Raw genomic sequence first — 14,894 nt, 5'->3', positions numbered from 1 at the left:
CCTCCTTTAAGTGGCGGTTCGCGTTAATTATACCATTGCAACCCGTGAAAGCACGGGATTAACCAGTAAAATGATAGAACGATGGCAAAATAAATGAGAAAAAAGTATTGATTTTAATTGTTCTCTCATTTAAACTATTAACCAACGTTTAAAGAGATGTGAATCGAAAAGGAAGAGGAGTTGGTGAATATGAATCTACACTCATCATGGAAACTGGGGACGGTTGCTTTGGCATCAGTTGCACTGCTTGCAGCGTGTGGTTCCAAGGCCGCGGATAACAAGGCAAAGGACAAGACCATCAACGTGGCGGAAGCTTCAAACTTACCATCCATGGATATTTCAAAGGCGACGGACGTGGTTAGCGGAAAGACGCTAAACAATACGAACGAAGGATTATTAAAATTTGGCAAGAATAGTTCCCTACATCCAGCGGTGGCGAAAAGCTGGACCGTTTCAAAGGACGGGAAGACCTACACTTATAAACTGCGTCAGTCAAAATGGAGTAACGGTGATCCAGTGACAGCGCAGGACTTCGTCTACTCCTGGCGGCGGACAGTCTCGCCAAAAACGGCTTCCCAGTACGCCTATCTTTTCGATAGCATTGAAAACGCAAAGTCGATTTCAAGTGGCAAGATGGCTCCGTCAACACTGGGGATTAAAGCACTCGACAAATATACGGTTCAGGTTAAGTTGGCTCACGCCCAAAGCTACTTTAACGAGTTAGTAGCCAACCCCGAATTTTATCCCCAGAACCAACGGGTAGTGGAAAAGTACGGGAAGCAGTACGGTACCACAAGTTCTGCGATGGTTTATAATGGTCCGTTCAAGTTAACGGGGTGGACCGGGACGAACGACACTTGGACGATGGTTAAGAATAAATCGTACTGGAACGCCAAGTCGGTGAAGTTGAATAAGGTGAAGTTCTGGACGGTTAAGGATAACCAAACGGCCTTGAGTCAGTACCAAACGGGTAAGTTGGACACGATGACGTTATCAAGCACGCAGGTTAAACAGTATAAAAACAATCCGGATTACGTTTTACGGCCCACGGCATCAACCTTCTACATTGAAATGAACGAAAAGAAGGACCCGATCTTTAAGAACGTGAAGGCGCGGCAAGCTATTTCGGCTGCGATTGACCGGGACCAATTTGTTAACAAGGTGCTAGCCGATGGATCAACGGCTGCTAAGGGATTAGTCCCTACTAAGATGCAGTATCAGGATGGTAAGGATTTTGCTAGTGTCGCCTATCAATCGGGGACGGTCAGCTACGATCTGACGAAGGCCAAGAAGCTTTGGCAGGAGGCCTTAAAGGAAAGTGGGCAAAGCAGCTTAAGCCTTAACCTGCTCTCTGATGATACGCCAGCGGGTAAGCTCACCACTGAATTCTTACAGGATCAGCTGCAAAAACTGCCGGGACTAAAGATTACTAACCAGAACTTACCGTTCAAGACCCGGTTAGCCCGGTCAGAAGAAGGTAACTTTGACTTAGTTGTGACGGCCTGGGGAGCCGATTACCCGGATGCCAGTTCATTCCTGGACCTATTCGCTAAGGGGAACTCGTTGAACAACGGGAAGTGGAGTAATTCCGAGTATGACGACCTGGTTAACAAGGCGGATGTCACGGACGCAACGGATAAGAAAGCCCGGTTTAACGATATGGTTCAAGCCGATCAACTGATTAATCAGCAGGCTGGGGTAGTTCCACTTTACCAACAAGCCAACGGACAGTTAGTGAAATCGAACGTTAAGGGAATCATTTACTTCCCAACTGGAGCCCAGTGGGATTATAGTCAAGCTTACCTCACAAAGTAGCGGGGTGAATTTGACCAAAAGTAGGCCGCCAGTTACACTAATGAGTGCGGTTGATAACGAAAGTCAGGGTTGGCCTTCCGCAATCCTGACTTTCGTGTTTACTTACTTTATGCCAGTGTTAAAATAAAAGTTAAAAATCAGAACCGATTGAGAGGATCGCTAATGGCAAAATATCTTGCAAAACGAATTTTCTATCTACTTCTTACTCTGTTTATTGTCATTACTATTACGTTCTTTCTGATGAAGCTGCTTCCTGGGACTCCACTTACGAACCAGGCTAAGTTAAGCAAATCAGAAATTGCGGTCATTTATCAGCAGTACGGGTTAGACAAACCCGTCTGGCAACAATATCTCTCGTACGTATGGAACGCCCTGCACGGGGATTTTGGGACGTCCTTCCAGTTTAGCGATCAATCCGTTTCTTACCTGATCGGCAGCCGGATTGGGCCCTCGCTTCAAATTGGGCTGCAGGCGATGGTAGTGGGGGTTCTTGCCGGAATTACCATTGGTGCCATTGGGGCGGTTCGGCAGAATACCTGGGTTGATACGACAACGACGGTGATTTCAATTTTGGGAATTTCAATTCCCAGCTTCGTTCTAGCCGTGCTGCTTCAATACTTCCTGGGCTTCAAGCTTCAATGGTTCCCCATCGCTAACTGGGGTGGATTTATGTATACCATCCTGCCCACGCTAGCGTTAGCGGCATCACCATTAGCTGAATCGGCCCGGTTTATGCGGACCGAAATGGTTGACGTGCTGAACTCGGATTACATTGAATTGGCTAAGGCCAAGGGGATGAGCAAGGCGAAGGTGATTTATCACCATGCGCTTCGGAATAGTTTAATTCCGTTAATTACCGTTGTTGGTCCGTTAGCCGTTGGGATTATGACGGGATCCATGGTGGTTGAAAACATCTTCTCCATTCCTGGAATTGGGGAACAATTCGTCAAGTCTGTGTTAACCAACGATTATCCCACTATTATGGGGTTGACCATCGTCTATAGCGTTATGTTAATGGTGGTCTTGCTTATCACAGATATTATCTACGGAATCGTGGATCCCCGGATTCGCATTACCGGTGGATCAAACTAAGGAGGTCAGTTTATGGCAGACAACATTAAGCAGCCCGTCGATGACAGCTTTGAACCCGTACCACTTAACGAAAAGCAAAAACTGGACGATGAAAAAATTGCGGCTCCTTCGCTGACCTTCACCCAGGATGCTTGGCGACGGCTTAAAAGAAACAAGAGTGCCATGATTTCGATGATTATTTTATTGGTGCTGTTCGTGATGGCATTTAGTTCTAGCTTTATTGAACCTCACGATCCAAACGCCCAAGATCCATCCTACGCCAACCTGCCGGCTAAAATTCCCGGGGTGGGAATCCCTGGCTTTAATGGCACTCTGAAGCAGGGGGATGTCCGGGTGGATGCTTACGCCCAGGCCGGGGTCAAACCGGGGACCTACTATGTCATGGGGACCGACTACTTAGGCCGGGACCTCTTTTCCCGGGTACTCTACGGGACCCGGATTTCGCTGACGATTGCCCTGGTTGCCACGTTCTTTGACTTAACCATCGGGGTTGCCTACGGAATGATATCCGGCTGGAAGGGCGGCCGGGTTGATAATTTAATGCAGCGGATTATTGAAATTATTATGTCAATCCCTAGCTTAGTGGTGATCATCCTGCTAATTTTAATTTTAAAACCCGGGATGGCGTCCATTATTATTGCGATTGCGTTAACGAGTTGGACGAATATGGCCCGGCTGGTTCGGGCGGAAACGCTGGAACTAAAGAACCAGGAATTTGTGCTGGCTGCCCGTACGCTTGGTGAAAGTCCCATTAAGATCGCGTTTAAACACCTGCTACCGAACCTTTCCAGCGTAATCATTATCAACACGATGTTTACGATTCCGAGCGCAATCTTCTTTGAGGCCCTCCTTTCCTACATTGGGATTGGGATTTCTTCACCTCAGGCTTCACTAGGAACGTTATTAAACGACGGCCAGAAGAACTTTCAGTTTTTACCCTACCAAATGTGGTTCCCGGCAGTCGTTCTCTCATTGATTATGATTTGCTTTAACCTTTTTGGTGACGGTTTACGGGATGCCTTTGATCCCCGTTCGAAAGAGTAGGTGAATGGAATTGGAAAACCAAGATAACGTTTTAGAGGTGCGGAACCTCGAAATCAACTTTGATACGTTTGCTGGCACCGTAAAAGCCATTCGTAACGTAAGTTTTGACCTGAAAAAGGGGGAAACGTTAGCCATCGTTGGTGAGTCTGGTTCGGGTAAGTCGGTGACCACCCGGGCAATTATGGGACTGCTGGCGCGAAACGCCAAGGTGGCAAACGGAACGATTGAGTATCAGGATCGTGACCTGCTCCAGCTATCGGAACGCGATATGGAACAAATTCGGGGCGTTGACATTGCCGAAATCTTTCAGGATCCCATGACGTCACTCGATCCAACCATGAAAATCGGGCGGCAAATTGCGGAACCTCTGATGATTCATAAGAATATGAAGAAGGACCAGGCAGAGGCGGAAGCCCTCAAAATGATGAAACTGGTTGGCATCACAAATGCCGAAGACCGGATTAACGATTACCCCCACCAGTTTTCCGGTGGGATGCGGCAACGGATTGTGATTGCTATTGCCCTCATTAATTATCCGGATATTCTGATTGCCGATGAACCGACCACGGCCTTAGACGTTACCATTCAAGCGCAGATCCTTCATTTAATGAAGGAGTTACAAACCAAAATTAATACGTCCATTATCTTTATTACGCATGATTTAGGTGTCGTTGCCGGAATGGCCGATCGGGTAGCCGTGATGTATGCGGGTCAGATTGTGGAATACGGAACGGTTGATGAAATTTTTTATGATCCGAAGCATCCGTATACCTGGGGATTATTGAACTCGATGCCGACCTTGGACACTAAGGAAAATACGTTGCCTTCCATTCCAGGAACGCCGCCTGACCTGTTAGAACCTCCCGTTGGAGATGCTTTTGCGGCTCGTAACCAGTATGCGCTAAAGATTGACACCCAAAAGCAGCCGCCCTTTTTCAAGGTATCCGACACCCACTCGGCTGCGACCTGGTTATTAGATCCGCGGGCACCAAAGGTTACGCCACCTGCAACCATTCTTGAACGGCAGAAGAAGTATGCGGCGATGCATGAAAAGGCGGTTGCCGAGGCCAAACGGGCTGAACAGGAACAGCACCGTAGCGGAGAGGAGGAAGGCTAATGACAGATAATCAACGTGAAAAACTCCTTGAGGTGAAGCATTTAAAGCAGTACTTCAACGTGGGTAAAGCGGATGAAGTTAAGGCCGTTGATGATATTTCGTTTGATATCTATAAGGGTGAAACCTTTGGTCTGGTTGGGGAGTCGGGTTCTGGCAAGACCACAACGGGTCGGGCTATCATTCATCTGTATGAGCCAACCGCCGGGGAAATTATTTTTGACGGCCGTGATGAATCGAAGCTAAAGAGCAAGCAGGACCGGCAAACCTTTCGGCGCCAAATGCAAATGATTTTTCAGGATCCCTACGCGTCACTTAACCCCCGGATGACCGTTAAGGATATTGTGGCCGAGGGAATTGACATTAATCATCTGGCTAAGGACAAGGCCGAACGGGATCAAATGGTGGCCGACCTGTTAGAGACGGTGGGATTGAATAAGGATCACGCCAGCCGTTACCCCCACGAGTTTTCGGGTGGGCAACGCCAACGGATTGGAATTGCCCGGGCGTTAGCCGTGGATCCTAGCTTTGTGATCTGTGACGAACCGATTTCCGCGCTCGACGTGTCTATTCAGGCTCAAGTTGTGAACCTGCTTAAGGATTTGCAGCGGGAAAAGGGGTTAACGTATTTATTTATTGCGCATGATTTATCCATGGTTAAGTATATTTCCGATCGAATCGGGGTTATGCATTACGGCCGGATGTTGGAAATTGCGGATGCCGATGAAATTTATGCGCACCCCCTCCATGACTATACGCGCAGCCTCTTATCTGCGGTTCCGGTACCGGACCCTGAGTTTGAACGGACCCGGCAGGAAATTCCGTATGATGGGTCCGCTGAAAACGATGGCAAGGAAAGAACCCTGGTTGAAATTGCCCCCCATCATTTTGTTCGGGCTGCTCCAGATGAAATTGAAATGTACCAAAAGCGAGCCGAAGAAGCCGCACTTACACATTCTTAATAAAGTGGATAGAGCCTTACAAAGCCAGTCACTACCGGCGTTTGTAAGGCTTTTTTATAGGCAAAATGATGTTAAGTGTGAATCATCTATGTTATTCTGCACACAAGAAATCGGTTAAGAAGGTGTAGATTATGATTCCAGGAAACGTCATTTTAGTCGCAGTTGATAATTCATCGTATAGTCAGTATTTAGTTACCTACGCGAAAAATGCGGCGAGGGCGACTGGTAAAGCGGTTTATCTGGTCCACGTTGTGGATCCGCGTGAGTATAATATTCTCCATAATTCAGCACTTCTAGAAAAAAGCATGCTGGCAGAGGAAAAGTTGGCGACCTACCGGATGAAGGGCATCGCCAAAACGTTGGAAAAAGAAGGGGTTTCGGACGTTCTATGGACGGTCTGCTACGGAGATGCCCGGCACTGGCTGGTAAAACTAGCTAATCTAGCCAACGTCAGCACGGTGGTCGTCGGCGCCAAAGGAGCTCATCATACGACGTTTAACCGGGTCGGCCATATGGCCCGGTACGTGATGAGCTGGGCGGATAAGAACGTGGTAATCGCCAGGGAAACGAGCAAGCAGGGGATGTTTGTTTAACTAGGTGCATCTAACCAACACAAAAACCACCGGCGTTANNGCCGGTGGTTTTTGTGTGAATTGGATCGGTTACCCTAACTTATCTGACCCGGGCCTACAGTGACCCCTCCGTGTTGTTGAAGTAATCAACGGTAATCTGGCCGTTATCGACCGTCAATTTAGTTACACTCCCGTTTTTAGTGGATTCGGCAATGTTAATGTCTGGTGCGAAGTGTTCAACGATTGACCGAATCATTGTCCCATGGGCAACAACTAGGACATCGTCGCCATCCTGAGCTTGGTCATCGACCGTTTTTAATCCCCGGCTGATCCGATCCCAAAGTTCTGCGGCCGTATCGGCATCGCCAAACGGATCTTGCGCGTGGATTTTATCTTGAACGGCTGATAATCCCCAGGCAGCAATCAGCTGGTTAAAGGAGTTGTAGGGTTCGATTCCTGCGATCATGTGCCATAGGTTAACGTCATCGTTCCCTTCAAAGTAACCAAAATTTTCTTCCCGGAAATCAGGGTTAACATCGGCGTCTTGAACGGGGCCCCTGTTAACGGCAATAATATAGGCCGCCGTATCACGGGCCCGGGTCATGTCGCTGCTAAAGGCTGATGCAAATGGTATATCTGCTAAGCGTTGACCAACCCGTTGGGCATCTTCAATTCCTGATTTGGTTAATGGTGAGTCGGCCCACCCCTGAATTCTATGGTACCGGTTGAGTTGAGTTTGTCCGTGGCGAATAAAATAAATGTGGTATGACATGCGTCTTTTCCTCCTTATTCTGATACGCTTACATTATACCAAATGGAATTGGTCTATGTCCTAACTATCTGCCGATCTGTTGATCTAGTTGAATCACTTTATTATTATCGTGAAGCAGTGTACAATAGTTAGTCGAATTAGTTGCACTTTTTAAGACATAGGAGGGGTTAGTTTGGCAGACAACGTTAAAAAACAGGAACAGGACCATCTCAATGAGGTCATTGGGAAGTTGAAGGTTGCCCAAACAGCCGCTGAACGGACCATTAAAACGGCTAAGGACGACACAGCAGCGATCCGGACGAACTTGGAAAATGACGTTCGAATTAACACATCGTCTTACTCTGGGATGATGGATACGGCTTTATCCCTACGTCAGCAGCAACAAATGTTGGACGAGCGGCAGAACAGTCAGAGCCACGCAGAAACGCAGCTGGCGACTTTGCACCGGTTAGAAAAACAACCTTACTTCGCCCGAATTGATTTTCATGAGGCGGGGGAGAAAAAGGATGAAACCATTTATATTGGGCTAAGTTCCTTCTCCGATTCACCCGACCACTTTTTGATTTATGATTGGCGGGCCCCAATTTCTAGTATTTATTACGAAGGGAAGACGGGGGAGGTCACCTACACGGCCCCGGCTGGAGAACAGCACGTTGACGTGAAGTTAAAGCGCCAGTTCCAAATTGAGGCCGGTCAAATTAAGACCATTTTTGATACGGAGCAGGTCGTGGGCGACCAGATGCTGCTCGAAGCCTTAGGCGGCCGTTCCGATACTAAGATGAAGAGTATCGTGACGACCATTCAGAGCGAACAAAATAAGATTATCCGGGACACAAAATCCGACCTGTTATTTGTGCAGGGGGCCGCGGGATCTGGTAAAACGGCGGCGGTCCTCCAACGGATTGCGTATTTACTGTACCGTTACCGTGGCAAGTTGACGTCGTCGCAGGTTATTTTATTCTCACCAAACCAACTATTTAACGATTACATTGACCAGGTGCTGCCGGAACTCGGGGAGCACAATATGGTTCAACTCACGTATTACCAGTACGCTGGGCACCGATTACCGAAGATGCAGGTTGAAACCTTAGCGGAACGGTTTGAAGAAAACGAAACGCCGGCGGAAAAAACCGTCAACAAATTGAAGAATAGCCTGGCCTTCTTTAACGGGGTAACGGCTTACGCTGAGCACTTGGGCCAACGGGACATGATTTTCCGGGACATTAAGTTGAAGGACCGGGTGTTCTTTGAGAAGGAAAAGATTGCGGAAATTTATTATTCGTTTAACCAAAATTATAATTTGAGCAACCGGTTAGAGGCCACTCGAAATGAATTAATTAAGCAATTAAACCGACGCGTTGGATCTGAAACCCGCGCGAAATGGGTTGAAGAAACGATTCAAGGGCTGTCAAAGGAAGAAATTAACCAGCTTTACGGAACACACCCGCATAACTTCGAGGCGGCGGACGAGGAATACAAATTCCTGGCCCGAAAGCTGGTTCACCAAGCGTTCAAACCCATTCAACGGGCTATTACCCGTAACCGGTTCTTAAGCATTAACCGCCAGTATGTCCACATGCTGCGGGACATGCCGAAGTGGGTCAACCTTGAGCAGGCGGGAATTAGCTTAGAGGACTGGAAGCTGGCAACCGAAAAAACGATTAAGGCCATTCAGGGGTTTCACATGACGTTGACGGACGTTTCAGCCTACCTCTATCTCTACGATAAGATGACGGGTAAGCGTGGCAACTGGGACATCAAGTACGTCTTTATCGACGAAATTCAGGACTACACGGCGTTCCAGCTGGCCTTTTTGAAGTTCAGCTTTCCGCACGCCCGCTTTACCCTGTTAGGGGACCTCAATCAGGCCATTTTTACGAAGGAAAACTCGCATACGTTACTAAGCGAATTAAGTACGATGTTTGACGAAGACAAGACGCGCGTGGTGCAGTTAACCCGGTCGTACCGGTCAACCCAGCAGATTACCGACTTCACGAAGCATATTTTGAGAAACGGTGAAGAGGTGACGGCGTTTGATCGGACGGGGTCCAAACCAACCGTCGCCGTTGCGGCCGACGAAGATGCAGCTGTCAATCGGCTCATTGAGCAGATTGATTCGGATACGAAGGCCCATGAGACAACGGCGATTATTGGCAAAACGCTGGAAGACTGCCGCCAGTTAGCTGACCAATTGAAGGCCCGCGGGGTGAAGGCAACGCTAATTCAGACTGAAAATCAACGGTTAGCAACCGGGGTCATTATTGTCCCGTCCTTCTTAGCGAAGGGATTGGAATTTGATGCGGTGGTTGCTTGGAATACCTCCGCTGAACGGTATAAACGGGATGATGAACGCCAGCTGCTCTATACCATTTGTTCCCGGGCCATGCACCAGTTAACGCTCATCGCCATTGGGGACGTTACTCCGTTACTCGACTTAGTGCCAGAAGAAGAGTACGAAGTTGAAACCATTACGGCGGATTAAGCGTTGTGAAAATTAATGTTAAAATGGGCCACGCGGTGAAATTTGCCGGGTGGTCCATTTTAAATGGGAATCGTGTTGATGAAAGCGGTAATATGCTATAATTTAAGCTACGAGAAATTTTATGAAAAAATGAGGCAGTAGTAATGGCTTACCCGATGAATTACTATGATTTTACACGTGAAGAATGGCGGCGGTTTGCCCGCGAACAGGTGGTTCCGTTAACCCCCGAAAGTTTGCGGCAGATTAAGGCCTTTAACGATCGAATTTCAATGCAGGATGTGCGAGATATTTATATGCCCCTAGTCCGGCTCATTCAAGCGGAAGCAGCGGCGTACCACGAACGGCAGGTGAAAAAATCCACGTTCCTTCATAAACCCATTCGGCATACCCCCTTTATCATTGGGATTGCGGGAAGCGTGGCCGTCGGGAAGAGTACGACGGCCCGGGTGCTTGAAATGTTGATGACCCACCTGTTTTCGGATCGGCACATTCAGTTAATTACCACGGATGGTTTTTTGTACCCTAACGCTGAGTTAAAGGAGCGGGGGATTATGAACCGGAAGGGGTTTCCGGAAAGTTACGATATGGGCGCTTTGATTCGGTTTTTAAACGACGTCAAATCTGGTAAGCAGGTGATTCGGGCGCCGAAGTATTCCCACGCCACCTACGATATTCTCCCACACGAGTACGAAGAAATTACCGATCCGGACGTCCTAATTGTGGAGGGCATTAATACCCTCCAACTGCCGTCCACCGAACAAATTTACATTAGCGACTTTACGGACTTTTCAATTTACGTGGACGCCGAATCTAACCTCATTGAAAAGTGGTTCTTAGATCGGTTTGCGGCCCTACTAGATACGGCCTTTCAGGATCCCACGAACTATTACCATTCAACGGCGTTAGGTGATCGGCAGGAAGCCATGAAGATGGCGGAAAAGGTGTGGCAGGAGATTGACCTTAAAAACTTAACGGAGTACATCTTGCCCACCCGCAACCGGGCCGATCTAATTATTCATAAGACTGAGGGGCACTTAGTCGACCACGTTTTATTTCGGAAGTATTAGGGGGCCAAGATGTTAAGGGATGCAACAATTACGGATGCGGACCACGTTTTTGCGCTGGTTTTGCATGAGTTAGAGCGGCGAAACTGGCGAATTTTGCGGCGCGTCAGTAAGGAACAACTGAGTCAAGTGCTCTTTGTGGGCTATCACGCCCCTGACTTTCGCTACGGCCTGAATCAGGTACGGGTGTATGAAAACCAGGGGGTGGCGGCTGGAGTAGCGTTTGGCTACCCCGCAGCTAACGAGGCCAACTTAGACCAGCAGTGGGATGACCTCTTTGCTAAGTTTCAAATTCAACTCACCAAGCCGTTTCCACCCGTTGTCCGGGCCTACTCGGATGAATGGTACCTGGATTTGCTTGAGGTAAGTCCGCGTTACCGCCATAAAGCCTACCGAGGTCAAACCTTTGCGGAGTATTTAATGCAGGATGCGATTCACCGGACGCGGCTTTCTGGGTACCGGTACGTGGGGTTAGATGCGCGCCCGGGATCACCGTTGGCTGATTTAGCCGCTGAATTTGGGTTCGTTGTCACCCAGACAAATCGGTTTGACCGGCAAAGCTGGGTTCATTTACGATTGCGGCTGGTTTAACCCGAAAACGTATTGACCACAACCAAAGAAATCTGTATCATAATAGCAATGTTATTATTTTGATGAATTGAGAAAGGGTGAAAGGCTTGGCGAAAGATATGTCCGCGTTTGATAAGATCGTTGTCTTAGACTTTGGTAGTCAATACAACCAACTTATTACGCGTCGTATTCGTGACATGGGTGTTTACTCTGAATTAAAGCCGCATACATTGGATGCAGCCGAGATTAAGAAAATGAACCCTAAAGGCATTATCTTCTCTGGTGGTCCCAACAGCGTTTACGGCGAAGGTGCCTTAAGAGTTGATCCTGAGATTTTTAACTTAAACATTCCAATCTTGGGTATTTGTTATGGAATGCAATTGATGGCCTATGCTTTACCAGGTGGTGAAGTGGAGTCAGCAAATAACAGTGAGTATGGTCGGGCTGATATTACCATTACCAGCGACGACGCAAAGTTGTTTGTGGACACCCCTAAGGAACAGAGTGTGTGGATGAGTCACGGTGACTTAGTGACCAAGGTCCCAGATGGTTTCGAACGGGTTGCAACCAGCAAAAACTGCCCAATTTCAGCCATGCAAAACGTGGAACAAGGCTTTTATGGTATTCAATTCCATGCCGAAGTCCGGAATACCACGTACGGTAACCAGATCCTAAAAAACTTCGTCTTTGGCGTCTGCCAGGCGGACGCTAACTGGAGTATGGATGACTTCATTGACTTACAAATTGAAGACATCCGGGCTAAGGTTGGTGATAAGAAGGTTCTCTTAGGCCTTTCCGGTGGGGTTGATTCCTCAGTCGTTGGGGTCCTGCTTCATAAAGCAATTGGTGATCAACTCACCTGTATTTTCGTTGACCACGGGCTGCTGCGGAAGGATGAAGCTAAGAACGTCATGGAAAGTTTAAGCGGCAAATTCGGCTTGAACATTGTCATGGTGGATGCTTCAGAACGCTTCTTAGGTGATTTACAAGGGGTTACTGAACCCGAAGAAAAACGGAAAATTATCGGCCGCGACTTTATTGAGGTCTTTAATGAAGAAGCCCGTAAACTTGATGGGATTGAATTCTTAGCTCAGGGGACCTTATACACCGACGTGGTTGAAAGTGGAACGGACACGGCTCAAACTATTAAGTCCCACCATAACGTCGGGGGATTACCCGAAGACCTTCAATTCCAATTGATCGAACCATTACGGTCCCTTTTTAAGGATGAAGCCCGTGAATTAGGTGAAAAGTTGGGGATGCCAAGTAACTTAGTTTGGCGTCAACCATTCCCTGGTCCCGGGTTAGCCATCCGGGTCCTTGGCGAAGTCACCCCCGAAAAGCTTGAAATCGTTCGGGAAAGTGACGCCATTCTCCGGGAAGAAATCAAGAAGGCAGGTTTAGACCGGGACATCTGGCAATACTTCACCATCCTGCCCGGCATTAAGAGTGTCGGCGTGATGGGTGACGGCCGGACCTACGATTACACCGTTGCAATTCGGGCCGTAACATCCGTTGACGGTATGACGGCCGACTTTGCCCGGATCCCATGGGATGTCATGCAGGCAATCTCAGTTCGCATTGTCAACGAAGTTAATCGGGTTAACCGGATCGTGTACGATGTGACGAGTAAGCCGCCTTCGACTGTGGAGTGGGAATAAGATTTGAAACATTCACTCCCACTCGATCCAGTTATATCAGTAGAAAGTGCTTAAATAGATGATGTCATGCTGATAAAAAGGTAACTGAATAGAATTTAAATTGTTGAAGAGGCGGTACCTTAGGTGGTACCGCCTCTTTGTTTTGAATTTAGGGTGGGTACAAAGTTAAAATATTATTTTTTGGGCCTTAAACTATTCCAAATCTGTGAACTAAGTAAACGGAAATATGATAAGATTAAAAGCAGATTGTTTTAGAATAGGAGCGATAGTCGAATGCCAAAAAAGTTATGGACTAGTCTCATGACGCTGCTTATATTGGTGAACAGCTTACTTGGTTTTTCATCAGCAGTAGCCCATGCACAGACGAATTCATCTGCGATTCAATTTGTTGATTCGGTCACGATGAAGGATTCCACAGGTAAAGCCGTTGGGACAACTAAAATTAGTAACTCCTCTGCGGTACAGCTTCTTTACCAATTAAAACTTCCAGATGGGGATGTTGACCCAACAGCGACCTATACGATGCCACTGCCACCGGAACTACGGTGTGAAATTACGACCCCCGTGGAAATTACGGCTTCGGATGGAACCGTTTTGGGACATTTGACCGTCACTAACGGACAAATTAATTTGACATTTACAAATGCCATTAACCAATTAGCGAACCGGACGATTAATTTTGCAATTTGGGCAAAGTTTAATAAGGATACGTTAGACTATAGCAACGGTAATGATTTAGTATTTCCAACGGCTAACAATGTGGAAAATATCCTCCACGTTAACTTCTATGAGAGTGATTCAGGAATCGGTTCGGGAACGAGTGCCATTTCTAAAACATTACGATATGAAGGTGGCAATGTCGTTGATTGGACGGTAACAATTAATAAGGGAGGATATGCCGTTGATGATGCCGTTTTTGAGGATACCATGGAGAACACCCAAAGCTACATTCAAGGATCGTTGACGGTTAATTACCGAAACTACAAGGAAAAATCCGTACCTGTCTCGACTGAAACACCTAATTTAACGTTTACTCCTAATTCGGATGGTTCACAATCAGCTAACATTCACTTTGGAACACTAACCAGCAAAAATGTTATGGACGCTAATGCTGTGACTTCAATTGTGATTCACTACCAAACTAAAATGAGTTATAACGAAAAAGATAATAGGTATCCGAACCATGCCACCCTCTACAACGGGAATGTACAGGTTGATCGGGCTGCATCAACAGCGACTTATCGGGCAAATCAGGCGGGTGGAGATGGTGACCGGGTCAGCAACGTGATGGTGAAATACGTTGACGATAGTGGAAACCCACTGGCTAGCGACGTCATCTTATCTGGAAATGTGGGGAGTACTTTTTCGGCGGATCAAAAATCATTTGATGGTTATACATTAAAGACGATTCAAGGCGATCCGCAGGGAACCTTTTCTGACCAGGACCAAGAGATTACATTTATTTATTCGAAGACACCGGTTATGAGCGGTCGAATTACGGTGAAATATGTTGATGACGAAGGTCATGTTTTAACCGATAGCGACATTTTAACCGGGAATGTTGGTGAGAATTACCAAACTAACCCCAAAGCGATTAACGGTTACACCCTTAAAGAAGTTACTGGGCAACCGAAAGGTCATTATACTGATCAAGATCAGATAATTACCTATATTTATACAAAGAATCAGGTTGACAATCCGGCCACGGGCCCTGACAATCCAAGCAGTAGCAGTAGCAGTAGCAGT

At 47.3% G+C, this 14,894-nt stretch carries 12 protein-coding genes; 11 read left to right on the top strand and 1 reads right to left on the bottom strand.

Annotation, left to right across the window (positions count from 1 at the left end; all coding sequences use genetic code 11):
- Window positions 1-189 precede the first annotated feature (189 nt).
- The 6 genes from DCM90_RS03615 (at window position 190) to DCM90_RS03590 (ending at window position 6,620) form a co-directional block, all read left to right on the top strand.
- Window positions 190-1,815, top strand: coding sequence for a peptide ABC transporter substrate-binding protein (locus DCM90_RS03615; protein WP_109249983.1), 1,626 nt, complete (start codon window positions 190-192; stop codon window positions 1,813-1,815).
- A 162-nt stretch (window positions 1,816-1,977) separates the two neighbouring features.
- Entirely contained in the window at window positions 1,978-2,907 is a 930-nt protein-coding gene (gene opp3b, locus DCM90_RS03610) for an oligopeptide ABC transporter permease (protein WP_109249982.1), read from the top strand.
- A 12-nt stretch (window positions 2,908-2,919) separates the two neighbouring features.
- Window positions 2,920-3,951 carry an oligopeptide ABC transporter permease gene (opp3C, locus tag DCM90_RS03605; RefSeq protein ID WP_109249981.1) on the top strand — a complete coding sequence of 344 codons (1,032 nt, stop codon included), beginning with the start codon at window positions 2,920-2,922 and terminating at the stop codon, window positions 3,949-3,951.
- Between the two features lie 10 nt (window positions 3,952-3,961).
- A complete protein-coding gene (locus DCM90_RS03600; protein ID WP_109250522.1) occupies window positions 3,962-5,068 on the top strand; it encodes an ABC transporter ATP-binding protein in 1,107 nt (368 codons plus the stop codon).
- Window positions 5,068-6,027, top strand: coding sequence for an ABC transporter ATP-binding protein (locus DCM90_RS03595; RefSeq protein ID WP_109249980.1), 960 nt, complete (start codon window positions 5,068-5,070; stop codon window positions 6,025-6,027). The genes DCM90_RS03600 and DCM90_RS03595 overlap by 1 nt, the downstream gene beginning before the upstream one ends.
- A gap of 131 nt (window positions 6,028-6,158) precedes the next feature.
- On the top strand, window positions 6,159-6,620 hold the full coding sequence (locus DCM90_RS03590; RefSeq protein ID WP_109249979.1) for a universal stress protein: 462 nt from the start codon (window positions 6,159-6,161) through the stop codon (window positions 6,618-6,620).
- Between the two features lie 94 nt (window positions 6,621-6,714).
- On the opposite strand, the gene DCM90_RS03585 is transcribed toward DCM90_RS03590, so the two are convergent.
- A complete protein-coding gene (locus DCM90_RS03585; RefSeq protein WP_109249978.1) occupies window positions 6,715-7,371 on the bottom strand; it encodes a histidine phosphatase family protein in 657 nt (218 codons plus the stop codon).
- 172 nt (window positions 7,372-7,543) lie between these two features.
- On the opposite strand from DCM90_RS03585, the gene helD reads away from it, so the two are divergent.
- The 5 genes from helD to DCM90_RS03560 all read left to right on the top strand — a co-directional run.
- Window positions 7,544-9,853, top strand: coding sequence for an RNA polymerase recycling motor HelD (gene helD / locus DCM90_RS03580; RefSeq protein ID WP_109249977.1), 2,310 nt, complete (start codon window positions 7,544-7,546; stop codon window positions 9,851-9,853).
- Window positions 9,854-9,996: 143 nt separating this feature from the next.
- Complete coding sequence (gene coaA / locus DCM90_RS03575; protein WP_109249976.1) at window positions 9,997-10,920, top strand: type I pantothenate kinase; 924 nt, start codon at window positions 9,997-9,999, stop codon at window positions 10,918-10,920.
- A gap of 9 nt (window positions 10,921-10,929) precedes the next feature.
- On the top strand, window positions 10,930-11,508 hold the full coding sequence (locus DCM90_RS03570; protein WP_109249975.1) for an N-acetyltransferase: 579 nt from the start codon (window positions 10,930-10,932) through the stop codon (window positions 11,506-11,508).
- A 98-nt stretch (window positions 11,509-11,606) separates the two neighbouring features.
- Window positions 11,607-13,148: a glutamine-hydrolyzing GMP synthase gene (guaA, locus tag DCM90_RS03565; protein ID WP_191981026.1), complete on the top strand. Its 1,542-nt coding sequence runs from the start codon at window positions 11,607-11,609 to the stop codon at window positions 13,146-13,148.
- A gap of 273 nt (window positions 13,149-13,421) precedes the next feature.
- A partial coding sequence (locus tag DCM90_RS03560; protein WP_109249973.1) for a MucBP domain-containing protein occupies window positions 13,422-14,894 on the top strand: 1,473 nt, incomplete at its 3' end.

This window comes from Levilactobacillus bambusae, from assembly GCF_003124125.1.
Lineage (GTDB): Bacteria > Bacillota > Bacilli > Lactobacillales > Lactobacillaceae > Levilactobacillus > Levilactobacillus bambusae.
Note: the sequence above shows the minus strand (reverse complement) of the source record. Positions and strands in the feature narration are given on the sequence as shown.